The following is a 25680-nucleotide window of genomic DNA, read 5'->3' on the forward strand; positions in this document are numbered from 1 at the left end:
GCACTGCGCTCAATACAGCTCGTACTTCAAGAACTGACAGGGAATCGATCCATTGTTGACTGCTGTGCGTTGGCAAGATTTGAGGCCAATCGATTGGGACAAGGCTTTGTTCCCACTTAAGACAAATGCTGTCCAGCCTTTGAAGCGTTGTTTGAAAATTTGCCCCAATTGACGATAGAAATCCCCCAGCTCCCGAGGATCTCCCAAACGCTCGCCATAGGGCGGGTTGCAGATCAGGATGCCGCTATCGGTGGGAGGTTCAACATTCTGTAAGTCGATGGATTCAAACCAGATATGGTCTACGACGTTGCAATTCTGGGCGTTGAGGTGGGCTTGTTCAATCACCTCTGCATCCTGATCACTGCCCCAAATGGGCATGGGTAGTCGAGAGAGCTGCTGCTCTCTCGACTCAGCTTGCAACGAGTGCCACAGCGATTCATCAAAATCTGGCCAGGTTTGAAAGCCAAACTGCTGTCGAAATACGCCTGGTGCAATTTGTAGACCCTGTAAACAGGCTTCCAAGGGCAAGGTGCCGGATCCACAGAGGGGGTCCATAAACGCTAAATCGGATTGCCAGCCTGACAGGCGGATCAGAGCAGCGGCCAAAGATTCTTTCAAGGGAGCGGCCCCGACAGCCGGACGATAGCCCCGTCGATGGAGACTGCTGCCAGAACTATCCAAACTGACGACACAGCCATCCTGATGGAGATGGACGTTGATTCGCACGTCTGGAGTTTGGGTATCGATGTGCGATCTCGCCCCGAATTGCTGCCGCTGTTGATCGACAATGGCATTTTTAACCTGTAGGGCTGTGAAGTGACTATGGTTAAGTTGCGGCGTTTTTCCGGTAGCATCGACAGCCAATGTGTAGTCTGGGGTTAAATACTCCTGCCAAGGCAACGTTTGAATGCCTTGATAGAGATCCTCTGCATCTTGGCAAGGGAATGTGTCTAGGCGCAGGAGAATTCGAAACGGCAGTCTGGCCCAGAGATTTACGTGGTATAGCAATTTGCGATCGCCCTGAAAAGCCACCCCGCAGAATCCGGGCTCAACGGATTCCGCCCCTAGTTCTGCCAGTTCTTCAGCTGCTAAGGACTCTAATCCTCGGGCAACGGTTGCAAAATATTGTCTGGGCATCACAGGGACCTCTCTAGAGTGGGCGGGATAATCCCCAGCCACGACATCGCTTTGCCTATTGAAGCATTTTGGTTCGCCAACTTTATGGATGCCGTTATTTTCTCGAGAAAGGAGATAGTATGGATAGCCCTGAACAGGATAAAATTCAAACTGGATAGGCTTTGGTTTATCTTGCTATTCGTTTCGGAAAACTAACCCATGATTCATGAAGTGTTTATGCCTGCCCTCAGCTCCACGATGGAGGAGGGAAAAATTGTCTCTTGGTCTAAGGAGCCCGGTGACAAGGTAGAAAAGGGTGAAACGGTTCTGGTTGTTGAATCTGACAAGGCAGATATGGATGTGGAATCCTTCTATGGGGGATATCTAGCAGCCATTGCAGTGCCTGCAGGTGGTGTTGCCAAAGTGGGTGCGGCCATTGGCTATGTTGCTGAAACGGAAGCAGAAATTTCTGAAGCGCAAAAGAAAGCGGCTGCGGCTGAGTCTGCTGCCCCGGCTCCAGCAGTTGCCCCGGCCCCGGCTCCAGCTCCCGCCGCTCCAGTAGCTGCCCCGGCCCCAGCTCCCATCGCTACTGCTCCAGTGGCCCCAGCAGCAACCCTGAATGGGGGAAGTGCACCCGCTGCTCCTGCCAACGGTAGAGTTGTGGTTTCACCTCGGGCTCGGAAGCTCGCCAAACAATTTAAAGTAGATCTCAATACCCTAACGGGCAGTGGTCCCCATGGTCGCATTGTGGCTGCAGATATAGAAGCAGCCTCAGGCCAAACGACGACCGCCACAACTACGGCCCCAGCGGCCGCGCCTCAACCATCGCTACCTGCCCCTGCGCCTTTACCTGCAGCAGCGGCAGCAGGCGAAGTGGTTCCTTTCAATACCTTGCAGCAGGCTGTCGTCAACAATATGGTGGCGAGTCTGGCCGTGCCCACCTTCCATGTGGAATATTCCATCGTTACAGATGCTCTAGACCAGCTTTATAAGCAGGTGAAGAGCAAAGGCGTCACTATGACGGCACTATTAGCCAAAGCCGTAGCCGTGACCCTGCGCCAACATCCCCTCGTGAATGCCAGCTGTGCTCCTCAAGGAATCCAGTACAGCAGTTCTATCAATATTGCCGTGGCGGTGGCGATGCCGGGTGGCGGTTTGATTACGCCGGTTTTGCAGCAGGCCGATCAGATGGATTTATATTCTCTCTCTCGGACTTGGAAAGATTTGGTGGCTCGCGCTCGCAGCAAACAGCTCCAGCCGGATGAGTACAGTACCGGCACTTTTACCCTCTCTAATCTAGGCATGTTTGGGGTAAATAGCTTTGATGCCATTTTGCCTCCAGGACAAGGATCGATTCTGGCGATTGGTGGGTCTAAGCCTCAAGTGGTGGCGGATGCTAAGGGCATGATGGGTGTGAAGCGACTGATGAATGTCAACATCACCTGCGATCACCGGGTGATCTATGGTGCTGATGCAGCGGCCTTCTTAAAAGATTTAGCTGAGTTGATTGAAACTAATCCTCAATCTCTGACTCTGTAGGCAATAGACGGCAGCTTAACAATGAGGCTCCTCCTCTTATTAAGCTGCTGTCTACAGCGCATCGCAATTGCACACCTAAAAATTGATCTGTTTATTTTAGGTGTGAATTAATCGTCTTGGCTGCGGAAGATACCAAAGGCGGCTGTATAGCCATGGAGAAACGTCGTGCCCGCAATGGGACCAATTTCACCATTACAGAAAAAACCGCTGATAGGAATGTCTTGAAAATAGCGTCTAAACAGTTGAGAGTCGAAGTCCGACTCCCCATAGAACCGCTCTCCCCGTCCTAAGCAATCAAACATCAAGGCTGCTGTCGGTTGAGACTGGTCTTGAGGAGATTTCTGAAAATAGTTTTGGAGCAGTTCTTCCAGTTCATCGGCAGAGGCTTGGGCATCTCGTAGGTGGAATTGAATTCGTTGTCCAGGGCGGATGCGATCGCCAATGGCAATGGCACCAATCCGAGGGTCCACCCCAATCAAGTTGCGAATCAAAAAATCGCCCGGTTCCAGGTTTTGCTTAAACTCATTACAGACAATGCCGACAGAGAGGGAATGCTGGGCTAATTCTCGTTCGTCCTCGTCCAAATCCTGCACCAAAGTTTGCAGGGCTTCCAAGGGAGTTTGCAACTCCACCTCATCCGTATTAAACGTGGCCTCCACCGGGACGATTTGCTCTTCTACCTGCAGCACGACATTACGCTCAGCTTCAGCGACCCGATAGGGTTGACCAATGGGCCGACAGCCTTGGGCCACAATCGTTTCGACCATGATATTCCCACTCAGGGCAACGCCTACCGTACCCTCGCGATAAAGCTGATCGTCGCAGAACAGACCACTGCCGCTCCATGAAGATCGGCCACTGGCGAGACCGCCAATTTTGACTGCACCCGGATAGGCATAATCTAGCCCTTGCAGCAGATCACTGATTTTTGAGCTAGAGGGATCGGCAAACAGAATGAAATGGGGCTGATGGGCAGGATCCACTTCTAGTAACTCGGTCCAGGTCAAAGGCGCACTATCCGGATCGGGCAGCTCATCCTCATAAATATGAAAGGTCTGAATCTCGACACCGGGTAAGGAGGCCAGGGTAAGGGTGATACCAGGTTCTTCTTCAATTTCTGCTGTAGACCCGCCTGGGGTCGGGCCGATCACACCATTCCCTCCACAGCCAATAAAATGCTGAACGGGCAATTTATCTTCCAGCAGGGGCTGTAACCGAGGGAATTCGCTAGCAAAGGTAGTCGAGATGAACAGAATGGCCAAATCTGCAGGGGCATCTAAGGATTGCAATGCCGTTGCAATCACTTCATCCAGTGCAGCTTCTAGAGAGGGTTGTGTCGATAGTGCACTAGCCCACTTCATCTTTTCTCCTTAGGAGGGTTCCCTGACATCATGTCTGCTTTATTCCAGAACATTGACTGGCCTGATCGACGGAAGAGCGGTAACCCCGAAAGGAGTAATCCCAAGAACACTCTAATATGTCTGTTGATGCTTTGACAGTGATCCACTAGGGATAGCTGCCTTTCGTTAAGATCGAAGGGGCAACAGCCAGTATCCTAGATACATTCCTTCGATTCATCTTCTAGTGTGAGGAGTCTCTCCTCACTGTCTTAAGATTATGGCCCTGGACAATTTACGAAAACTGTATCAACAGATTATCTTAGAACATTACAAAAAGCCGCGTCATCGTGGGATAACGGATCCAGTCCATCGTCACCAAAGGGGACATAATCCTTCCTGTGGCGATACGATTGAGCTGACGGTTCAGTTGAAAGAGTCGGAAAGACAGATTGCTGCCGTCAAATTTGAAGGAGAGGGATGTGCGATCGCAATGGCGTCTGCCGACTTAATGGCGGATGCGATGCGGGGCAAAACAATACCTGAAGCGTTGCAAATGGTCCAATCTTTCCAAAATATGATGAAAGGTGAAGGGGAATTTCCCCGAGAGCATCGTAAGCTCAATGTGATGCAGGGGGTCGCTCAATTCCCCGTACGAATTAAATGTGCCACCTTGACTTGGCACACCCTCAAGGCCGCCTTAGAACATCAGAGTGTAGAATCAGCGGATGAGTTTATCAGCAATGAGGAGAATAATTAATGCCCACTCCTACCCCTGAATTTTTTCAGCAAGCTTGTCAGTGGTGCGCAATCTTCATGCTGGTGAGCGGTGCGTTTACAGGACTAGCTTTTATTTTTAAGTGGGGCATCCGCTTCCGCTTTGTCGGTATCACCAGCCTATTAGGGGTGCTGACGGGCAGTTTACTGGCCCTAAGCTTTTTCCCTTTGACTAAAGCCGTGATTCCAGGAGCTGCCAAGTACAACCTGGTTTATGATTTAGCAGGTCCTGAGGTCGTGATTTCAGTCTCCCCGATGATTACCTCTACAGAACTAGAAGCTACTCTACTACAAGCCTCAGAGAATCTGTTTTCGCCGGGGCGAGTAGGCCGAGGGACGGCTGATCTGACCATCAAAGTCCGCACCATTCTGCATCAGAAGTCAGGGATGTCCCAACTCATTCCCCTGGGCCAAATTCAGCGCTCATTGACCGTTCGCGATGACCCTAACGCTAAAATCACTTTAAATCAGGATAATTTAGCGGCTCTCGCGACCACGACTTTTGATCCCTCCTCTAGTTAAAATCAATATTGGAAGTCAGCTTCCCTAGCCCACTGGGGATCATGGGAGGACTGACTCATTGCTACGTACCGTCCCGCCTATGTCTACGTTCTCATCACCCTCTGTATCCTCATCTGTTGAGTGCTCCAGTCAAGCCATTGCACCCCAATGTGTCATTCGAGCTGAGCAAAGTCTGGCTCAATTAGAATCCTTGATTCAGCCCTATGGCCAACGGCCTCTAATGGTGGGGGGAGAGCAGAGTTTAGAGGTCTTGCAGCCTTATGTTGCTACGTTCTCAACAGTACAGTTGGCAACTGCCAACTATGGCCAAGATTGCAGTGAAGCTAGCTTAAAGGCATTAGGAGAGAGGGTGGCCCGTCATCGCGCGGATGCCATTGTCGGCGTGGGCGGTGGAAAAGCATTAGATGCAGCCAAACTCTTGGCCCATCAAACTCGCTGTCCTGTGATCACCATTCCCACCTCTGGGGCGACGTGTGCTGCTTGGACAGCTTTATCTAATGTGTACTCGGAGGGCGGGGCGTTTCAGTATGATGTCGGTCTACCCCGATGCCCTGATTTACTCATCCTTGATTATGAAGTCATCAGAACAGCTCCCCAACGAACTTTAGTTGCTGGGATTGGCGATGCTTTAGCCAAGTGGTACGAGGCCTCAGTGAGTAGCGGTCATTCCCAAGAAACTTTAACGATCGCTGCGGTGCAACAGGCCCGGGTGCTCAGAGATATTCTGTTTCAGAAGTCAGGGACGGCGATCGCCCAACCCGACAGTGACGAATGGCGACAAGTCGTGGATGCCACGGTGTTAATGGCCGGGGTTGTGGGTGGTTTGGGTGGAGCCCAATGCCGGACTGTTGCTGCCCATGCGGTTCATAATGGTCTGACCCATCTCTCTCCGACCCGCGCTAGCTTACATGGGGAAAAAGTGGCCTATGGCATTTTGGTGCAGTTGCGTCTCGAAGAACTGATTCAGCATAACCACTTAGCGACAACGGCTCGTCATCAGCTGCTCAAGTTCTATGGAGAGATTGGTTTACCCATGACTCTTGCCGATTTAGGGATGGAGGATGTGTCTCTGAAAGACTTACAAACCGCAGCGCAAGTGGCTTGCCAGCCAGAGTCGGATCTCCACCATTTGCCTTTTATGGTGATGCCGGATCAGTTGATGGCCGCGATGGTCTCTACTGCCAGTCCCATGGCTGAAAGTGGCATACATTCAGGGTCTCCATCGGCAGAGGTTTGCCCATGAGTTTGGATTGGATCAAACCGGCTGAACGACTGAGTGCCCTGCCGCCTTATGTGTTTGCCCGTTTAGATGAACTTAAAACCTCGGCTCGCCAGCAAGGTCTAGATCTGATTGATCTGGGCATGGGGAATCCGGATGGTCCGCCGCCAGAGCCTGTGATTGAAGCTGCGATCGCAGCCCTCAAATCCCCTAATAATCATGGCTATCCTCCTTTTGAAGGTCATGCGGACTTTCGCCATACCATCACCGATTGGTATCACCGCCGATACGACGTATTGCTCGATCCTGAAATTGAGGCTCTGCCGTTACTCGGCTCGAAAGAAGGCTTAACCCACTTAGCCTTGGCCTATATCAACCCTGGGGATGTAGTGTTAGTCCCTAATCCGGCCTATCCCCCTCACTTCCGGGGACCAGCCTTGGCAGGAGCTGAAATCTATGGCTTGCCCTTAAAAGCAGAGAATGACTGGCTGATTGATTTGGGGAGCATTCCTGATCACGTAGCGGAACGAGCCAAAATCCTTTACTTCAATTACCCCAGTAATCCGACGACTGCCGTTGCCCCCCGAGAGCTGTTTACGGAAATTGTCGCCTTTGCTCGTAAGCATCAAATCTTGCTGGTCCATGATCTCTGCTATGCCGAGCTCGCTTTTGATGGCTATCAGCCCGTGAGCCTGCTGGAAATCCCAGGGGCGAAAGAGATTGGGGTTGAATTTCATACCCTGTCTAAAACCTACAATATGGCGGGTTGGCGGGTTGGCTTTGTGGTGGGGAATCCCCAAATTATTCAGGGACTGCGAACCCTTAAAACCAACTTAGACTATGGCATCTTTGCTGTGGTGCAGGCTGCTGCTCAAACCGCTCTGCAACTTCCCGATAGCCATTTGCAAGTGGTTCAGCAGCGCTACCGAGAGCGACGAGATTTTGTGATTTCAGGACTAGGCGATCTGGGCTGGCAGATCCCCAAAACGAAAGCAACCATGTATTTATGGGCACCCTGTCCTGTAGAGATGTCTTCCGCAGACTTTGCCTTAAAGCTGATCCAAGAAACCGGAATTGTGATGACTCCAGGAAGTGCCTTTGGTCATCATGGCGAAGGGTATTTGCGGATTAGCTTGATCGCAGAATGCGATCGCCTCGGTGAAGCGATTCATCGTATTCGTCAATCTCAGATTTGTGGTACGCCTACCAGCAACGTTATCAGCCCATCATGAAGGGAAGGTTTCTAACATCTGTGATCATTTGTTGTTTCTCAAGTCAGAGCGGCTTCCCCCTGCTATTTGGGAGGAGCTATGACCGTTTCTAGAAGCATCTGTTTAGGATTTTTAGTCGCCATCTTAGTCGGAGCAGGCTTGCTTCTGTTGCCCATCTCAACGGCGAGTGGAGACTGGAATAGTCCTGTCGTGGCCCTCTTTACCGCCACATCTGCCGTCTGTGTCACGGGGCATGTAGTGGTGGATACGGGCTCCTATTTTTCCCCGGTGGGACAGGTCTTTATTCTCACTCTGATCCAGTTGGGTGGCTTAGGCTACATGGTCTCCACCACTTTGTTGCTGGTGTTACTGGGGCGTAAATTTGGCCTGAGGGATAAGATTGCCCTGCAACAAGCTTTAGATCGCTCTAAATTACAGGGATCAAATCAGGTGGTGGTGTCTATTATTGCCACCATCCTGGTATTTGAATTGATGGGTATTATCTTGTTGTTTGGAGTGTTCAGCCAGCAGTATGCTACCCCTCTTGCCCTCTGGTATGCCGTGTTTCACAGCGTCAGTGCCTGGAATAATGCGGGGTTTAGCTTATTCCCTGATAGCCTGAGCAGCTATCAGTTTTCCTGGATCGTCAACCTCACTATCTCTGGTCTTGTCGTTGTTGGTGGCATTGGGTATGAAGCGATTTTTGAAGTGTATCTATGGCTGCGTGACCGCCTAGCAGGGAAGCAAAAAAGAACCCTATTCTCCCTCAATTTTCGAGTGGTGACCAGCACTACGGTGATGCTATTAATCCTAGGTACCATTGCCTTTTATCTGACAGAATCTCGCAATCCAGACACCTTACAGCCTCTCAGTTGGAATAATCAGTTGATATCGGCTTGGTTTCAGTCCATGACGACGCGTACCGCTGGGTTTAACACCATTGATATTGGCAGTATGACCAATGCGGGGCTATTCCTTACTATTGCCTTTATGTATGTGGGAGGCAGTCCTGGCGGAACGGGGGGTGGGGTGAAAACCACCACCATCAGAGTCTTGAGTAGCTGTACCCAAGCGATTCTCCGGGGCAAGGAATCCGTCACGATGTATGAACGCCAAATCCCCGTATCCTTGATTTTGAAAGCGATAGGGGTAGTGGTGGGTTCAATTACTACGATTGTGTCGGCCACAACCCTAATGTCGATCGCCGATCCAGGGGTTGAGTTCATCAATATTTTGTTTGAAGTGGTGTCTGCTTACGCCACGGTTGGTTTATCGACTGGGATTACAGCTGCGTTAACCGGGAGTTCGAAACTCATTTTGGCTGCCACCATGTATATGGGGCGAGTCGGTGTCTTACTCTTGATGGCGGCCTTACTGGGCGATCCTCGTCCCAGTACCGTTCGGTATCCAGAAGAGTCTTTATTGGTCGGATGATCCGATTTTGGGAAAAATACTAGCATTATGGACTTATACCCGTGAACTTATCATCCTTGAGCTTATTCCCTGGCCTGAACAAAAAAAAGCAGCAATTTGCTGTGATTGGCTTAGGTCGTTTTGGTCGAGCTGCTTGTCAGGCATTACACCAGGCTGGCCAGGAAGTATTAGGAACAGATATTGATGAAAAACGAGTGGCGGAGGTGGTGAATAACCAATGGGCCGCCCATGCCCTGCAGCTCGATTCCACCGATCCCTTAGCTCTTAAGGAAGCAGGGATTTACGAGTTTGATACCGTCATTATTGCCATCGGTAACTATCTGCAAGAAAGTATTATTACGACACTTAATGTCAAAGAAGCAGGTGTCGCCAAGGTGGTGGCTAAAGCCTCCTCAGAAATTCATGGAAAGCTGCTCAAACGAGTCGGCGCTGACCAAGTGGTCTTTCCTGAGAATGAAGCGGGATATGCCTTGGCCCGGACCCTTACCAAGCCTTCTATTCTGGACCACTTTGAGCTGGATCCTCAACATAGCATCGTTGAAATTGTGGTGCCTGAAGAGTTTCACAATAAATCGATTGGTGCACTCCAGCTCCGCAGCCGTTATGGTCTGAACGTTCTAGCGATTTGTCGCGATCAGAAATTTAATATCAACCCCAGTCCCGACCTCAATTTGCAAAAAGGATCGGTGATGGTGGTGATTGGGGAAACTAAAGCGATTGATGAGCTTCCTCTCTAACAGGTGATAATGTTAATAGCCTGCAGCTTGAGGAACGTATTGTAACCTTGTCCGATCTCCAGTCTTTAACCTCCATTCCCCAGGCTCCTCCTGAGTTCAAGTCAGGCTTTGTCGCGATTGTCGGTCGGCCTAACGTGGGCAAGTCCACGTTGATGAATCAGTTGATTGGGCAAAAAATTGCGATTACCTCTCCGGTTGCCCAAACGACCCGCAATCGTCTTCGTGGTATTTTAACCACCCCCACCGCCCAAATGATTTTTGTGGATACTCCGGGTATCCATAAACCCCACCACCAATTGGGCGAAATCTTAGTCAAGAATGCGCGCATGGCCATTCATGCGGTGGATGTCGTGTTGTTTGTGGTGGACTGCTCAGAACCTTTAGGGGGGGGAGACCGGTTCATTGCTCAGCTGTTGACCCAAACCAACACCCCCGTTATTTTGGGACTGAATAAGCTTGATTTACAGCGAAAAACAGCACAGCAATCTTTGACCTTAGACCAAACCTATAAAGCCCTGGCAAAAGAACACCATTGGCCTGTTTGCAAGTTTTCGGCATTGACCACCGCCAAATTAAAGTCGTTGCAACGCCAGCTTATTGATCAGCTGGCCCCTGGGCCGTACTATTACCCTCCCGACCTGGTCACTGATCAACCGGAACGGTTCATTATGGGAGAGTTAATTCGAGAACAAGTTTTGCTATTGACCCGGCAAGAAGTTCCCCATTCTGTGGCAATTGTGATCGAACGCGTAGATGAATCGCCTAAAATCACCCGAATTTTAGCCACTGTTCATGTGGAACGGCCCTCTCAGAAACAAATTCTGATTGGTAAAAAAGGCAGTATGCTCAAAGCGATTGGGACCGAAGCCCGCCAACAAATTCAAAAACTGATTGCTGGCAAAGTTTATTTGGAGCTGTTCGTTAAAGTGCAACCCAAATGGCGTCAATCCAGAATGCAGTTGGCGGAGCTGGGATATCAGGTGGAATCTAATTAGGAGTACCTGATCAACTTCTGGGGCAAGGAATTGATTCCCTTTGAGCGGTTTTTGGCGTTAGGTCGGTATTAATTCTCCCGGCCTGAGACGCGCCCATTTACCTGCTTCTTCTGAAAAGCTGGCACATCCTACGACATCCCATTCCATTTCAATCTCTTCTGTACTACTCCGAATATTGACGTTAATCGTCGGTTTCTCGGGTTCAAATGTAGGGTTATCTGTTAGGTGAGGCTGCTGATGCTGTGTTTCTACGGCATGATAGGTGATGCATTGATCAACGAATTGGCAATTGATACAAATACACATGTTCTTCGTCCTCCTCTAATGCCAAAGGCCTGCAGCTATAAGACAACCTCCAAGCCCCTTACAGACACTCTAGCGGATTTGCCTAAGATTGGGGATGCCAGGTCTGTATCACCCTGCCTATTAGGGACTGCCCATACCAAGGCGTATTCTGGCTGAGGGATTTTAGGGTTTGGGCGTTAGCGGACCAGGACTGTTGAGGATCAAAGAGTACCATTTCTGCTGGCTGATCCACTTGCACCCTAGGAGGCGTTTGCCCTAAGCAGTGGCTAGGAGAAGTACTTAACCGTTGCCATAGGGTAAGGGGTGACCAGCGCTCAGTCGCCACAAAGGCTTGCCATAGTAAGGATAATGCGAGTTCTAAGCCAATCGCTCCAGGCGGTGCCGCACTAAAGGCAACGGTTTTCTCTTCATAGGTATAGGCATGGTGATCAATTGCGATCGCATCGATGACTCCCGTTTCTAACCCCTGAATCAGAGCTTCCTGGTCTTCGATATTGCCAACCGGAGGATCTAATCGCCAGTTGACATCATAGGTATACAGAGACTGGCTATTACCCAACACATGCATCCAGGTGGTACTGGCCGTGATCGGCAACCCACGTGCTTTAGCCCCTTGGATCAGTTCTACACTGCGAGCGGTGGACACCCGCATGATGTGGACAGGAACCTGCATCTCAGAGACGATTTCCAGCAGGGCTGCCAAGACTGATGTTTCAGCTGTGGTCGGCGACTCTGACAGTCCTAATCGCAAGGCATCTATACCTTCGCGAATGACACCACTGCCTGCTAAGGCTGGGTCGCAAGGCCAAAGGGCAATGGGATAAGACTCAGCTTCTAGATACTCGCAGAGTCGTCGTAGCAAGATGGAATTTTGAATAGATTGGCCATCACTAAATCCGACGACCCCAGCTTGAATCAAATCTGCATATTCCACCAGCTGTTTGCCTTCCAGTTTTTGGGTCATGGCACCCCAAGCCTGGACTTGCAGAGGTAAATCAGGGGGAAGCTGGGCTTTGATTCGGGCTAGGCCATCGGCGTTATCTAACGGCGGATGGGTATCGGGGAGAAGGGTCAGGCGTGTGAAACCCCCTGCGATCGCAGATGCGGTCAAAGAAGCCAAGGTCTCCCGAGTTTCAAACCCTGGATCATCTGAGTGACTATATAAATCGACCAGGCCTGGAGCCAAAACCAGCCCTGAACAATCCCGTTCTTCACCCCCAGCGCTGACCCCTGGCTCTGTGATGTCTATAATTTTGCCATCGTCAATCAGGACATCGGCCACCCGATCAACTTGCGACGGCGGATCTAACACTCGCACCTGTTTGAGCTGTTCTTGTGTCATACCCAATCCGTCGTATATTCTCCTTGATCAAGACCAAACAGCAGCAGGTTATAACGCCCCTGCTGCTGTTTGGTCTAGTACCCCACCTGCTAAATGGGTGGTGATATTCATAGCCTGTAAAATGGGGTGACCGTCTGCATCATAATCGATGACGCTCACAGCTCCATTGCCCTGTTTGAAACACCAAAAGTGTTCCGGTCCCAATCCGGCGACATGGCAAAGCACCACTTTGTTGATGGCATCATGGGCCACGACTAAGCCCGTTTGTTCTGTCTTGCCTGTGGCTAAGGCCTGAGCAACAATATCATCCCAAGCGGCAATGGCTCGATCCCAAACCTGTTGTAAGTTCTCGCCTTCCGGCATTTGCACCGCTTCTGGGGCGGTGCGCCACCGATCGAGTTCACCCGGATAGCGTTCCTCAATCTCAGATTCTAAGCACCCTTCCCAGGTCCCGTGGCTGATTTCCCACAGGGGTTCTGAGAGATCGAGCTGCACCTGATCATGATTCTGAAGAATCAATTCTGCAGTCTCTTTGGGACGGGCAAGGGAGCTGCTGATGGCAAAGTCAATGGGAATCTCTTTGAGGAAGTCGGCGGCCTGCTGACCTTGTACACGACCATTGTCATTCAAGGGAACATCAATTTGTCCCTGGAATTGGCCACGACGATTCCACTCTGTTTCGCCGTGACGAACTAGAATAAGCCGCAATCCTCGATAATATCGCCATGGTTTGGGCAACGGTAATCCCAAATGATTAGTTAAATTTAGGGCTTCTAGCTGAGGCTTCTGGTTCAAACCATCGGGGAAATTGAGGACACTAATATTGCAGTTGGCTTGCTGGAGCCGCTGATAGCGATCTGGCGTTAATCCGAGGGCGGTGCTGAGTAAGGCCCGATTAATGCCGCTATGGCCCACCAGCAAAATCGTCTGACCCTCATGTTGGGGAAGGAGCTTTTGCCAAAGGGCTGTCGCCTGGTCGTAGAGGGCGGGGACTGGATAAAAAGATTGAGAACCATCCGGGCCAGATAGCTCCATACAGAGTTTTTCCGGGGCCGAATTCCAACATTGATATTGTTCAGGAAACTCTGTTTTGACCTGGTCAAACAGCATCCCTTCCCAAAGGGGCAGGCCAATCTCAATCAGCCCCTCTTCTACCTGAATGGCAGGGGCTGCAGCCAAGGCGTTATGAATCGTGGCAGCCGTTTGCCCCGCTCGCTGCAACGGGCTGCAATAGATGGCATCAAAAGCAATTCCGTTTAAAGCCTCACCCACTCGATGGGCATCGGCTAATCCTTGTTCGGTTAAGGATGATTCATCGAGATGACCTTGAACTCGGCCTTCTACATTAAAGGTGCTTTCACCATGCCGAACTAATATTACGCGAGTAGCCAGGGACTTGACCTCCAAAGGGATAACGGCTGAATTAGGATGGCGCCCACTTGATATTCAGAGTGGTCTAAGCTGAGGCCAGAAAGATTTTAACCTGTGGTGAGGGTTGTTGGTTAGTGAATCCTCAATTAGGGTTCTTTATCGGTGGTACAGATCAAAGAGACAACAAAGATTAGGATAATAAAGCTGTCGATTGCAGAGACTCCATATCCAGACTGGCGAGGGCAAAGACTTAAATATGGCAAACGATCAAAAAATCCAGCAGCAACGCTATCGCTTAGTCTTAATTATTTTGACTGCGATTGTGACCTTTCTAATTAGCGTGGAACTGATTAGCAGCTGGAGTCAGCCTAAAGCCCAAAGTCAGCTCAATCTCTATCAAAGTGATTTGTTGTTGCAAGCCTCAGAATGGCAGCCTGTGCTGGAAGAAGATCAGACTAAATCCCTCTCTAATCCTCTGCTAGACGCTGATCCCGTTACCTCTGCCCTGAAAACCTACCGCCAAGTCCGCACGTCGGTTCAAACGGACTTGGAGCGAATAGAACAAACGATGGCGAATGCCTCGGATGACCCTGCAACTCTGGCTCAACAGCAAAATCGCAGTCAGTTCAGGGATAACTTGGATCTCAGAATTGGCTTACTGCTGGCTCAGTCGGATCAGGTGGAAGATGCGATCGCAACCTGGTCTCCCCTGGCCACTTCCCCAACTTTAGTGAGTAATGAGTCCGCCGCAGCCTCCATTCTAATCGGCCTATGGAGTGATCCCCCTCAACTCTTACCCAATGCTCAACAATCTCTTAAATCTCAGCTATCAGGTTGGTTTGAAGGCCAAGCATTAGAACGCCTGTTTACCCTATCCCAACGTCAAGACGATCTCACCACTTTACAGATTGACCAGCAGGTCACTGCCAGCAATGCACTTGCTCGGGTCGTAACCATCAACGGCCTCACATTGGTGGGGAACGGTGTAGGGGTGATTATTTTGCTGGTTTGGCTCGTCCGTTCTTGGCGGCAGCGAGCCGGGAATTCTAGTGCGCCTCCCTCCCCACATCCCTTACAGGATTTTCAAACGCCACCTGCTGATGCAGAGGGTGAACCCACCTCTGATACCCCAGCCATCGATGAATCAAAAGCCTACTTAGCTCAAACTAGTCTGGCTAATTCAGTCCTGTGGCCTCCCGATCTGATCTGGCAAGTAATGGTGCTATGGTTTATCGCCTTCTTTGGCGTTAGCTTATCGATTCCTTTACTGATCTATGTGTTAGGTATTCAACCCACGGCTTTGGGTGCTCGCCCCCAAGTGTATTTAGCCTTTTCCAACTATGCCATTCTCGTGGTGGTGGGTCTGACTATCTTGATCTGGTCTTTGAAAGGGTTTCTCTCAACTCCTTTCAAATGGTTTAGGATTCGTTGGCAGGGAAATTGGCTGGTCTGGGGAATGAGCGGCTATTTTGCTGCCCTACCCCTCGTAATTTTAATTGCCCTGTTGAATCAAAAAGTATTAGGTGATCAAGGTGGTGGAAACCCCTTGTTAGAGCTGATTATCCAAAGTCATGATCCCTTGACTGCCAGTCTCCTATTCATCATGGTGGCAGGACTGGCTCCTTTCTTTGAAGAGATTCTATTTCGCGGGTTTTTCCTAACGTCTTTGACCCGATATCTTCCCATGTGGGGGGCAATTGGCGTAAGTGGGATTGTATTTGCGATCGCCCATCTCAACTTGGCTGATATCCTGCCGCTGTCTGTATTGGGCTGTGTTTTGGGGTTTGTATATTCTCGGTCTCGGAACTTGCTGGCTTCGATGTTACTGCACAGCTTATGGAATAGTGGTTCGTTCTTGAGTTTACTGATTCTAGGCAGTAGTGCTCGTTAAAGCTTTGCGACTGTCCACTAGTCAGCACTTGCTATTAGCAGTGATCTATTAGCAGTATTGAGTGACATCTTCACCACATTCGTCTGCCAAAAATACTAAAGCCCGAAACCGCAGTTCAACAAACTCATCGTAGGCAGGGTTTAGCTTACACATCGGGGGAATATGAAACAATTGATGCCCAAAAAAAACGACATCTCGTTCAAAGGGACATTGAGCAGGAATCAGGTGACAAATTCTATGGGCGACTTGAGGATTTTTAAGGTCTAAGGTAGAAAAATACCAACGGACGACCTTCTTGCAGATAGCTTGAATGGGATTAATCGGTGAAGGGCTAGGTGGAGCATTCAGGGCGGAGGATTGCATCGTTTTATCCGATTTTAATAAGATAGATATGTCTAGGACGGGTGAAATAAAAGACTTAATAGTTGTTGTTTTGAGCTTCAATAGTGAAATAGCAGCCGAAGGCGCAAAAAATAACCCAGATGCTTAAAATTTGAGTAATGATAGCTTCTAACATCAGAACGGACTCCTTGCTCTGGGCAGTAGTGGTAAAAGATGGATACGAACTGCTTGGGGAATTAGCGGTTGGACTCTTTCGATACTGTTATTATGTTCAACTTGCCTCGAAAATCCTTGAGGATAATCACGGAACTTTCAAGGAAATAAACAGTATTTTTTTGCCATGAATTGCGTAGATGTTCGCAGATAGCTTTGAAGCCTCCGTATATTTATGGAACCTTGGTTCTAGAGCTTCATACTTAATTACGTACAGATGGAGAAAAATAAGGAGACCACATAAATGAATCACCGATTGTGATGGGTCAGTGAGTGCTTTGTTCTATTGGATATATCGCAATATTGTTGGGATGTTATGCCAGTCTTTTAGTAGATTTTTGTAGGCCCGCAGATCGAGTCACTTCAATATAGAACCCATCCAAGGGATGTATCTGTACAATTTTGAGCTAGGGCTCAGCTTCAGATTATTTTTTTGCTGATTGAACCTTCTCTTTTTTTATAAAAGAGGCGTGAATATGACTAGCCTTAACGGGCTGTCTTGGAAGAGGGTATAGCTCGAACTGTAGCCAATGTGGACCCAGTTGAGAGAGCTATTGCTTAGCCGTATATGTTAGGCCTGCAAATGCTAATGGAATTGATCAGGTGTATAGAGAATAGGCCTAAAGAATGTGAGTCTATTGGGCTATAGATAACGGACTTGCTCGCTATCTGTCTGCTACATAACTTGAGTATTGATCAAAAAACAGCATAAACATTAGGAAATAATCAAGAACTTAACTTCATGCTTTCATCCTAGTGACAGTCCCCATTCAAAATGTAGTAAAACGGGACTAATTCTTCCACTCCTCTTGAAGGAGTGAGGTTTTCATGGTTGCTTCTGACTAGGATGTTATTTGGTCGGTCAGAAAATGACGGTCTGGAGAGAGTCTTCGATTGAGAAAAGATTAAATAAAGTTAAAAAACATTGGTAATATGTTTTAAAAAGAATCAAATATTTATTTTTAATCAATAAAAAATATAGTTCGATGATAAATCCATACTTGCCTGAACCAGATCTGTTCTCGGTCCGTTTAGGGCCATTATTGGGGGACTATCACTATTGGCTCAGCCGCTCTCGCTCCCTATTAGAGTTCGAAGAAATTGATTTTCTAGATACTCAACAGCAATCTGATTTACTAGGACGAGTTCACCAAACCTTGTCAGAAGTGATTGCTGCTCGCAGTCTATTCAAAGCAACATATGGACAAATTGGGATTGAGATAAATTTGCTGGAAGCCTGGCACGATCTGGTGTCTGAGTGTTGGCAGATCATGATCCAGCTTCGTCTAGGGCAGTCAAAATGAGCAAAATGGTTTAAATTTCAAAGGAGACTAGATCAATATTAAAGATAATTTCAGCTTGCACAAAATGTCAGGCTACAGGTGATCCCTGAAATAATCTTGGCTTGGGAGGGCTATGGATGATGCTTCAGATTCTATATATGATTGCCTTTATCGTGTTAGCGGTATTGGCAGTAGGCAACTTAATCCGTAATGTATATTCGGTGGGCTTTTTATCCCAGCGCGACTACCACTTGCCCCTTCCTCCCCCTGCTTATTCGGAGGACACGCCTCAACTTGTTCCTCACCCAGAGCTGTTGGATGAATCTGGAAATGTGATTGATGAGCCGCTACTGGTCATGCGTTCCATGAGCGTGGAGGACGCCCGCGAGCAGTTAGATGCTCTTTATAACCAATCTCCGGGCTCTAAAGAAGACGTTTAGACTGCCGAGCCCTACTTCCGGCTTGCCCATGATGACTATTTTTGGGTGACGGCCGTTTATTACTATTTCTTTGTAACCATCGATGTTCAATGGTGGAAAATCCTACACCGCCAGAGCCCTCCTATTCCCCTAAGTCGAACCCTCTGAAGTTTTGGCAACCTTCAGTACAAGCCAAGAGATTCTTCAAAACTGCTCGACATTTATTGCAACCGATCCGGCAAGGTAGCCAATCCTTAAAGCGTTACTTCCAGATCGATGAGCAAGAGGTTGCGGCCATTTTAGAGCGGGTCAAAGCAACCTTGCCGACCACAGAAGTCATTTTGATTGGTAAACCCCAGTCTGGAAAAAGCTCCATTATTCGGAGTCTAACCGGGGCAACTCAAGATATTATTGGCCAAGGGTTTCGTCCCCATACGGCTCACACCCAGCAGTATGCGTATCCTACTGAAGATTTACCGCTTCTCTATTTCACCGACACGATGGGATTGGGAGAAGCCCAGCAAGATACCCCCGATCCAATGACGGAGCTATCGCAGCTCCTCACCCCTCCCCATCGTCTGACTGCCAATACACCGTCAGCAAAGGTCATCATTCTCACCGTTAAGCTGAATGACTTTGCGACGGATTTTTTGCAAAATGTGATTTCACACCTTCGGGAGCAACATCCTGAAGTTCCCTGCTTGCTAGCGATCACTTGTGTGCATGACCTCTATACATCTCAGATAGAGAATCATCCTGTTTATCCCCCTGCTGATGCAGAAGTATTGCGGGCGTTTACTGCCATCCAAACTCAGTTCGAAGGGATCTGCGATCGCAGCGTCTTGATTGACTTCACCCTAGAAGAAGACGGGTTTACCCCCCTGTTCTATGGTTTGGATACCTTTGTAGACCAATTGGCGGAGCTACTTCCGGAGGCAGAATCGAGACTCCTTCACCAACTCCTGGATGATGCGGGTATAGGAACTGAAATTGGCTCCCTTTATCGGGAAACTAGCCGACGATACTTGACAACCTTTTCCGCAATGGCAGCGACCTTAGCGGCAGTCCCTCTACCGTTTGCAACCATGCCGGCCTTAACGGCCCTTCAAGTCACATTAGTGAGTCTCCTAGGTCGGTTATATGGCCAATCCCTCAGCCTTTCCCAGGCCGGTGGTGTAATTAGTGCGATCGCCGGTGGCTTTATTGCTCAAGTCGTAGGCCGGGAACTCGTCAAGTTTGTGCCGGGCTTTGGTAGTGTGGTCGCTGCGACTTGGGCCGCTGCTTATACCTGGGCTTTGGGAGAAGGGGCGTGTGTCTATTTTGGTGATCTACTGGGGGGTAAAACGCCTGATCCTGAGAAAATCCAGCAGACGATGCAGCAATCGTTTCAAGAAGCCAAAACTCGCTTTAAGGGAGGGGTCTGGTCGGCAGCCCCTAAATCTCCTCCGACAGAATGACCCTCATCCGTCTAGATCATTGATAACCCCTGATTCAGGTTTTGTGGATTGGATTCGAAGGGATAGGGATTGTGCTGCTCCCCCTTCTAGCTGAACGAGGGTATCTAATTGCTGAGCAGAGTGGGATAAGGCTTGTGCAGAATACTGGATTAAATGAGTTTGCTTCATAAAAGTCTCAACTCCAGGACCAGAACTAAAACGGGCTGTCCCTTCTGTCGGCAGATTGGGGTTGGCACCTGCGATGATCTGACCCACTGAGGGGACGGTGTGAGAACCCATGAGAATGGAGCCAGCATGGCGAATATGTTCCACCAAGCTCCAAGGATCATGAATGGCTAGGGAGACTTGAGCCGGTGCCATGGTATTGACTAGGGCAGTGGCGTTTTGTAAGTCGTCCACAATCACGACTAGGCCATAATGGGCCATCGCTTTTTCCGTCAATATCCCGTAGCTGGACAATTCCTGATTCACTTCCAAGACGACCTTGGTGGCCAGGGTGGTATCCGATGTCATTAAGATGGCTGCTGCTAGGGGGTCGGATTCGGCTTGAGCCAATAAGTCAGCGGCAATATACGAGGGATTGGCGGTGTGATCCGCAAGAATGACCAGTTCTGAGGGGCCAGTTAAGGCATCAATGCCGACGGAGCCATAGACTAATTTTTTAGCTAGGGTGACATAGATATTGCCACTACCGGCAATGACATCTACAGCAGGAATGGTTGCAGTTCCATAGGCCAAGGCTGCAATCGCTTGAGCTCCCCCCACGCGATAAATCGCTTCGACGCCGGCTTCTTGAGCCGCGACTAATACGGCAGGATGTATCTGTAGTTCAGGGCCAGGTGGGGTCACCATGACAATTTCTGGTACGCCGGCGACCACTGCAGGAATCGCATTCATTAAGACTTGGCTAGGAGAAACTTTTTGGGTCCTTCGAATATAGAGGCCTACCCGATCGACGGGGGTATAACGTTTACCCACCACCTCTTGATAATCGCCAAAGTGAACTTGGCTCTGACGACGTTGCCGTAGGTGAAAGGCTTCAACTCGCTGATAACAAGACCGAATGGCGGTCAACATATCCTGAGAAATCTGCTGATAAGCAGCATCTAGTTCAGCGCCACTCACTTTGAGCTGTTCTAAGCTTAGGGGGTGTTGGTCGAACTCAGTTGTATATTGAACCAGGGCTAAGTCACCTTGGCGTTGGACCGATGCCAGTATTTCTCGAACGGTCGATTCTTTGTGAAGAAGAGAGTTATCCTGAGTGCGATCGCAAATCCGTCGCAGTTCTGTAAGTGTCTCCGCTTGCTGGGTAATGGTTCGGAGCATGACTCTGAAATGCCTATCTGCAACCGCCAGAGAAAAGATGCCATTCCCTGCAAATGTAACGCATTTACTGAGGAGGCGGGGGAAGATTTGTTGCCCATACAATCGGGTTGAAGTCGCCCTAGGAGTTGGCTAACGGCATGCTTCACTCCTGCCCTCAGCTTAACTCGAAAATTTATAAAGGGCCGATTAACAATTGGTGCTACAATATCCCTTTGGGTAATTCATCGGTCCATCTTGGAAGTCTGCTGAGCAATTAAACGTGGCCAATATCAAATCTGCAAAAAAACGAATCCTGATCGCTGAACGGAATCGTTTGCAAAACAAAGCTTACAAATCAGCGATTAAAACTTTTACTAAGCGGTTTCAATCAGCAGTGGACGACTATAAAAGTAGTCCCTCTGACGATCAGCTTGCTGCGATACAGAAAGAGATGTCCGTAACCTACAGCAAAATTGATAAAGCTGTTAAGGTGGGAGTCTTTCATCGAAACACAGGCGCTCGGAAGAAAGCAGGTTTAGCTCGGATCCTTAAAGCAGCGACTTGAGGTTGGGCACTGTTATTTCTGAAATCTAGATAAATTCAATCTAGATTCCTTCTCCACCGCTTTGGACATTGCTTCTTCATGCAACTCATAGACACTCATGTTCATTTGAACTTTGATGTTTTTCAGCCTGATCTCGACCAGATTGCTCGGCGTTGGCGTGATCATCACATTGTGAGGTTAGTCCATTCCTGCGTTGAGCCATCTGAATTTGAACAAATCCAAAGCCTGTCCCAGCGATTTTCTGAACTCTACTATGCAGTGGGTGTCCATCCTTTGGATGTTGATAAATGGACTGCAGAAGCAGAGGTTCAGATGCGGTCGATGGCGGCATCTGACTCTAAAGTAGTGGCTATCGGTGAAACTGGTTTAGATTTTTTCAAAGCCGACAACTGTGATCGGCAAGAGCAGGTCTTTTGGGCCCATCTTCAGATTGCTCAACAACTGCAGCTCCCTGTGATTATTCATTGTCGAGAAGCGGCATCGGCGATGGTGCAGCTGCTCGACAAATTCTGGGAAATGCACGGGCCAGTGAGTGGCGTTATGCATTGTTGGAGTGGCACCCCAGAAGAGACGCAACAGTTTCTAGAGCTGGGATTCTATGTCAGTTTCAGCGGTATCGTCACTTTTAAAAATGCGGCCCAAGTCCATGAGTCAGCCCGTCTTGTGCCTTGCGATCGCATTCTCGTGGAGACCGATTGTCCTTTTCTGGCTCCTGTCCCTGTGCGGGGTGAACGTCGCAACGAGCCTGCAAACGTGAGATATGTAGCCCAAAAGGTAGCGGATTTGCGAGGCGTTTCTTTAGAGGAATTAGCAGCTATAACCACTCAAAATGCCTGCCAATTGTTTCAGTTGTCCTTACCCGTTCAATCTTAAGAAGATTGATTTTCGATACAAACGTAACTTAAAATTGTTGATTCTATTCGCGCTGGGCGTGATTCTTAGAGGAGCTGTATGACTAACTCGATCTACACTCAACCTGCCTTCACTTTACCTGACTTAGTTGAAATTCAGCGGGAAAGTTTTCGTTCATTTTTGAGAGAAGGATTGATCGAGGAACTAGAAAGTTTCTCCCCCATATCGGACTATACCGGCAAAATAGAGCTCCACTTTTTAGCCAAAAACTACAAGCTCAAACGCCCGAAATATGATGTTGATGAAGCCAAACGCCGGGATAGCACCTACGGTGTGCAGATGTATGTCCCTACTCGTTTAATCAACAAAGAAACGGGTGAAATTAAAGAACAAGAGGTCTTTATTGGTGACCTGCCCCTAATGACAGAGCGGGGCACCTTTATTATTAATGGTGCTGAGCGGGTTATTGTTAACCAGATCGTTCGGAGTCCTGGGGTTTACTACAAGTCTGAAACCGATAAGAATGGCCGCCGAACATACAATGCTAGCCTGATTCCTAACCGAGGTGCATGGTTAAAATTTGAGACCGATAAAAACAGCCTAGTCTGGGTCCGAATTGATAAAACCCGTAAGCTATCGGCTCAAGTTTTATTAAAAGCTTTAGGACTCAGCGACGGTGAAATTTTTGACCGCCTCCGTCACCCCGAATATTATCAAAAGACCATCGATAAAGAAGGCCAATTCGGTGAAGAAGAAGCCCTCTTAGAGCTCTACCGCAAACTGCGCCCCGGTGAACCTCCTACGGTCAGTGGAGGTACCCAGCTGCTAGAGTCTCGGTTCTTTGACCCTAAACGGTACGACTTAGGTCGAGTCGGTCGCTACAAATTAAATAAGAAACTTCGTCTGAATACCCCTGAGCCGACACGGGTACTGACGCCAGATGATATCTTGGCCGCCATTGATTATTTAATCAATTTGGAATTTGATATCGGTTCTGTGGATGACATCGACCACTTGGGCAATCGTCGGGTCCGCTCTGTGGGCGAACTGTTGCAAAACCAAGTTCGAGTCGGTCTCAACCGCCTAGAGCGCATTATCAAAGAGCGGATGACGGTCTCTGATGTGGAATCTTTGACCCCTGCTTCTTTAGTCAATCCGAAACCTTTGGTCGCTGCGATTAAAGAGTTCTTTGGGTCCAGCCAATTGTCTCAGTTCATGGACCAGACCAACCCTCTAGCAGAGCTAACCCACAAACGCCGTCTTAGTGCCCTTGGCCCAGGTGGTTTAACTCGGGAACGTGCAGGCTTTGCGGTTCGTGATATTCACCCTAGTCACTATGGTCGGATTTGCCCCATTGAAACTCCAGAAGGTCCTAACGCGGGTCTGATTGGTTCTTTGGCGACTCATGCTCGAGTGAATCCCTATGGATTTATTGAAACCCCCTTCTACCAGGTTGAGCATGGGCGGGTTCTCAAAGAAAAGTCTCCGCAATATATGACCGCCGATGAAGAAGATGATCTGCGGGTTGCACCAGGGGATATTCCCATGGATGCAGAAGGATATATCCAAGGTGAGATTGTGCCTGTGCGTTATCGTCAGGACTTCACCACCACATCTCCTGAAGAAGTGGACTATGTGGCTGTATCGCCAGTTCAGATCATTTCTGTGGCTACCTCTTTGATCCCATTCCTGGAGCATGATGATGCGAACCGGGCTTTGATGGGATCGAACATGCAACGACAAGCGGTTCCTTTGTTACAACCGGAGCGCCCCTTAGTGGGAACAGGGTTAGAAGCTCAGGCAGCTCGCGACTCTGGGATGGTGATTATCAACCGTACCGATGGGGAAGTCACCTATGTCTCAGCAGATTCCATTCGCATTCGGGACAATGAAGGCGATGAACATGAGTACCTAATCCAAAAATATCAACGCTCTAACCAAGATACCTGCTTAAACCAACGCCCTATCGTATTTGTGGGCGATCAGGTTCGGGAAGGTCAAATCATTGCCGATGGCTCGGCAACGGAAGGTGGAGAGCTGGCTCTGGGCCAAAATATTCTTGTAGTCTATATGCCTTGGGAAGGTTATAACTACGAAGACGCCATACTAGTCAGTGAGCGGTTGGTTCGAGATGATGTGTATACCTCGATTCACATTGAGAAATTTGAAATTGAAGCTCGACAAACCAAATTAGGCCCAGAAGAAATTACCCGAGAGATTCCTAACGTGGGTGAAGATTCTCTGCGTCAGCTGGATGAGAATGGCATCATTCGCATCGGTGCTTGGGTAGTAGCAGGCGATATTTTGGTGGGTAAAGTCACTCCTAAGGGAGAGTCTGATCAGCCCCCAGAAGAAAAATTACTGCGGGCCATCTTCGGCGAAAAAGCTAGAGATGTGCGAGACAACTCCTTGAGAGTCCCCAATGGTGAAAAAGGCCGGGTAGTCGATGTGCGGGTGTTTACCCGGGAGCAAGGAGACGAACTTCCTCCGGGTGCCAATATGGTGGTTCGGGTTTATGTTGCCCAAAAACGCAAGCTACAGGTGGGTGACAAGATGGCGGGGCGTCACGGCAATAAAGGGATCATCTCCCGTATCTTGCCGATTGAAGATATGCCTTACCTCGCAGACGGTACCCCAGTCGATCTGGTTTTGAATCCTTTAGGTGTACCCTCCCGGATGAATGTGGGGCAGGTTTTTGAGTGCCTCCTCGGTTGGGCGGGGCAAAATCTGAATACCCGATTCAAGCTCACCCCTTTTGATGAAATGCATGGAGAGGAAGCTTCCCGTAGTACGGTGCACGGAAAGTTAGAGGAAGCCCAACAGAAGACAGGCAAAGATTGGCTATATGACCCTGAAAAGCCAGGTAAACTCCAGATATTTGATGGGCGAACTGGGGAACCCTTTGACCAGCCAGTCACGGTGGGTAAAGCCTATATGTTGAAGCTGGTTCACTTGGTGGATGATAAGATTCACGCTCGGTCCACTGGTCCTTACTCCTTGGTGACTCAACAGCCATTGGGTGGTAAAGCTCAGCAGGGTGGACAGCGATTTGGAGAAATGGAAGTGTGGGCATTGGAAGCCTTTGGGGCAGCCTACACCTTGCAAGAACTCCTCACTGTAAAGTCCGACGATATGCAAGGGCGTAATGAAGCCCTGAATGCCATTGTGAAAGGTCAAGCCATTCCTCGGCCAGGTACGCCTGAGTCCTTCAAGGTGTTGATGCGAGAGCTGCAATCCCTGTGTTTGGATATTGCTGTTCACAAAATTGAAACAGAAGATGATGGCGGCAGTCGAGATATGGAAGTTGATTTGATGGCTGATGTTGGCCACAAACGTACCCCTTCTCGTCCAACCTATGAGTCATTCTCCCGCATTGATATGGAAGAAGGGGAAAGTTAATTGTCTCCTGGACAAAGGTGTTGAACGGATGACTCCTTCAACCTAATT

Annotated in this window: 22 protein-coding genes; 15 read left to right on the forward strand and 7 right to left on the reverse strand. The window is 49.0% G+C overall.

Annotated features, from left to right (window positions below; genetic code table 11):
• Nucleotides 1-9: 9 nt before the first annotated feature.
• Nucleotides 10-1137, reverse strand: coding sequence for a THUMP domain-containing class I SAM-dependent RNA methyltransferase (locus tag I1H34_RS02120; RefSeq protein WP_212664130.1), 1128 nt, complete (start codon nt 1135-1137; stop codon nt 10-12).
• A 198-nt stretch (nt 1138-1335) separates the two neighbouring features.
• Here I1H34_RS02120 and I1H34_RS02125 point away from each other — a divergent pair, with 198 nt between their 5' ends.
• Nucleotides 1336-2655, forward strand: a complete 1320-nt coding sequence (locus I1H34_RS02125) for a dihydrolipoamide acetyltransferase family protein (protein WP_212664131.1) — start codon at nt 1336-1338, stop codon at nt 2653-2655.
• A 107-nt stretch (nt 2656-2762) separates the two neighbouring features.
• Here I1H34_RS02125 and I1H34_RS02130 read toward each other — a convergent pair whose 3' ends face one another.
• On the reverse strand, nt 2763-4016 hold the full coding sequence (locus tag I1H34_RS02130) for an FIST signal transduction protein (protein ID WP_212664132.1): 1254 nt from the start codon (nt 4014-4016) through the stop codon (nt 2763-2765).
• Nucleotides 4017-4272: 256 nt separating this feature from the next.
• Here I1H34_RS02130 and sufU point away from each other — a divergent pair, with 256 nt between their 5' ends.
• The 7 genes from sufU (at nt 4273) to era (ending at nt 10887) form a co-directional block, all read left to right on the forward strand.
• Entirely contained in the window at nt 4273-4752 is a 480-nt protein-coding gene (gene sufU / locus I1H34_RS02135) for a Fe-S cluster assembly sulfur transfer protein SufU (protein WP_212664133.1), read from the forward strand.
• Nucleotides 4752-5291, forward strand: a complete 540-nt coding sequence (locus I1H34_RS02140) for a Ycf51 family protein (RefSeq protein WP_212664134.1) — start codon at nt 4752-4754, stop codon at nt 5289-5291. The genes sufU and I1H34_RS02140 overlap by 1 nt, the downstream gene beginning before the upstream one ends.
• A 79-nt stretch (nt 5292-5370) precedes the next feature.
• On the forward strand, nt 5371-6534 hold the full coding sequence (locus I1H34_RS02145) for an iron-containing alcohol dehydrogenase family protein (protein ID WP_212664135.1): 1164 nt from the start codon (nt 5371-5373) through the stop codon (nt 6532-6534).
• On the forward strand, nt 6531-7742 hold the full coding sequence (locus I1H34_RS02150) for an aspartate aminotransferase (RefSeq protein ID WP_212664136.1): 1212 nt from the start codon (nt 6531-6533) through the stop codon (nt 7740-7742). Before I1H34_RS02145 ends, I1H34_RS02150 begins: the two co-directional genes overlap by 4 nt.
• 78 nt (nt 7743-7820) lie before the next feature.
• Nucleotides 7821-9155 (forward strand): TrkH family potassium uptake protein, encoded by a 1335-nt coding sequence (locus I1H34_RS02155; RefSeq protein WP_212664137.1) that lies wholly within the window; start codon nt 7821-7823, stop codon nt 9153-9155.
• 41 nt (nt 9156-9196) lie between these two features.
• Nucleotides 9197-9892, forward strand: coding sequence for a potassium channel family protein (locus I1H34_RS02160; RefSeq protein WP_212664138.1), 696 nt, complete (start codon nt 9197-9199; stop codon nt 9890-9892).
• A 47-nt stretch (nt 9893-9939) separates the two neighbouring features.
• The gene (gene era / locus I1H34_RS02165; protein WP_212664139.1) at nt 9940-10887 is read left to right on the forward strand and encodes a GTPase Era; all 948 of its coding nucleotides are present in this window, start codon (nt 9940-9942) and stop codon (nt 10885-10887) included.
• Nucleotides 10888-10944: 57 nt separating this feature from the next.
• Here the strand turns inward: era and I1H34_RS02170 are convergent, their stop codons facing one another.
• The 3 genes from I1H34_RS02170 to I1H34_RS02180 all read right to left on the reverse strand — a co-directional run bounded on the left by I1H34_RS02170 (nt 10945) and on the right by I1H34_RS02180 (nt 13942).
• A complete protein-coding gene (locus I1H34_RS02170) occupies nt 10945-11193 on the reverse strand; it encodes a Ycf34 family protein (protein ID WP_212664140.1) in 249 nt (82 codons plus the stop codon).
• A gap of 82 nt (nt 11194-11275) precedes the next feature.
• The gene (locus tag I1H34_RS02175) at nt 11276-12535 is read right to left on the reverse strand and encodes a dihydroorotase (protein ID WP_212664141.1); all 1260 of its coding nucleotides are present in this window, start codon (nt 12533-12535) and stop codon (nt 11276-11278) included.
• Between the two features lie 48 nt (nt 12536-12583).
• Nucleotides 12584-13942, reverse strand: a complete 1359-nt coding sequence (locus I1H34_RS02180) for a histidine phosphatase family protein (RefSeq protein ID WP_315874857.1) — start codon at nt 13940-13942, stop codon at nt 12584-12586.
• 220 nt (nt 13943-14162) lie between these two features.
• Between I1H34_RS02180 and I1H34_RS02185 the strand changes: the two genes are divergently transcribed.
• Nucleotides 14163-15797, forward strand: coding sequence for a CPBP family intramembrane glutamic endopeptidase (locus tag I1H34_RS02185; RefSeq protein WP_212664142.1), 1635 nt, complete (start codon nt 14163-14165; stop codon nt 15795-15797).
• Nucleotides 15798-15845: 48 nt separating this feature from the next.
• On the opposite strand, the gene I1H34_RS02190 is transcribed toward I1H34_RS02185, so the two are convergent.
• Nucleotides 15846-16160: a Mo-dependent nitrogenase C-terminal domain-containing protein gene (locus tag I1H34_RS02190; RefSeq protein ID WP_212664143.1), complete on the reverse strand. Its 315-nt coding sequence runs from the start codon at nt 16158-16160 to the stop codon at nt 15846-15848.
• A 1178-nt stretch (nt 16161-17338) separates the two neighbouring features.
• Between I1H34_RS02190 and I1H34_RS02195 the strand changes: the two genes are divergently transcribed.
• From I1H34_RS02195 to I1H34_RS02205, 3 genes are all read left to right on the forward strand, one after another.
• Nucleotides 17339-17656: a DUF2605 domain-containing protein gene (locus tag I1H34_RS02195; protein WP_212664144.1), complete on the forward strand. Its 318-nt coding sequence runs from the start codon at nt 17339-17341 to the stop codon at nt 17654-17656.
• Between the two features lie 119 nt (nt 17657-17775).
• The gene (locus I1H34_RS02200) at nt 17776-18075 is read left to right on the forward strand and encodes a DUF2973 domain-containing protein (protein ID WP_235111123.1); all 300 of its coding nucleotides are present in this window, start codon (nt 17776-17778) and stop codon (nt 18073-18075) included.
• A gap of 89 nt (nt 18076-18164) precedes the next feature.
• Nucleotides 18165-19511, forward strand: coding sequence for a GTPase family protein (locus I1H34_RS02205; protein ID WP_212664146.1), 1347 nt, complete (start codon nt 18165-18167; stop codon nt 19509-19511).
• Nucleotides 19512-19514: 3 nt separating this feature from the next.
• Here I1H34_RS02205 and hisD read toward each other — a convergent pair whose 3' ends face one another.
• Nucleotides 19515-20837: a histidinol dehydrogenase gene (gene hisD, locus I1H34_RS02210; protein ID WP_212664147.1), complete on the reverse strand. Its 1323-nt coding sequence runs from the start codon at nt 20835-20837 to the stop codon at nt 19515-19517.
• A 259-nt stretch (nt 20838-21096) separates the two neighbouring features.
• Here hisD and rpsT point away from each other — a divergent pair, with 259 nt between their 5' ends.
• The 3 genes from rpsT to rpoB all read left to right on the forward strand — a co-directional run bounded on the left by rpsT (nt 21097) and on the right by rpoB (nt 25632).
• Entirely contained in the window at nt 21097-21381 is a 285-nt protein-coding gene (gene rpsT, locus I1H34_RS02215; protein ID WP_212664148.1) for a 30S ribosomal protein S20, read from the forward strand.
• Between the two features lie 78 nt (nt 21382-21459).
• Entirely contained in the window at nt 21460-22254 is a 795-nt protein-coding gene (locus tag I1H34_RS02220; protein WP_212664149.1) for a TatD family hydrolase, read from the forward strand.
• Between the two features lie 78 nt (nt 22255-22332).
• Nucleotides 22333-25632: a DNA-directed RNA polymerase subunit beta gene (rpoB, locus tag I1H34_RS02225; protein WP_212664150.1), complete on the forward strand. Its 3300-nt coding sequence runs from the start codon at nt 22333-22335 to the stop codon at nt 25630-25632.
• Nucleotides 25633-25680 lie beyond the last annotated feature (48 nt).

Origin of the sequence: Acaryochloris marina S15 (genome assembly GCF_018336915.1) — a bacterium.
In the GTDB taxonomy this organism is placed as follows: Bacteria; Cyanobacteriota; Cyanobacteriia; order Thermosynechococcales; family Thermosynechococcaceae; genus Acaryochloris; species Acaryochloris marina_A.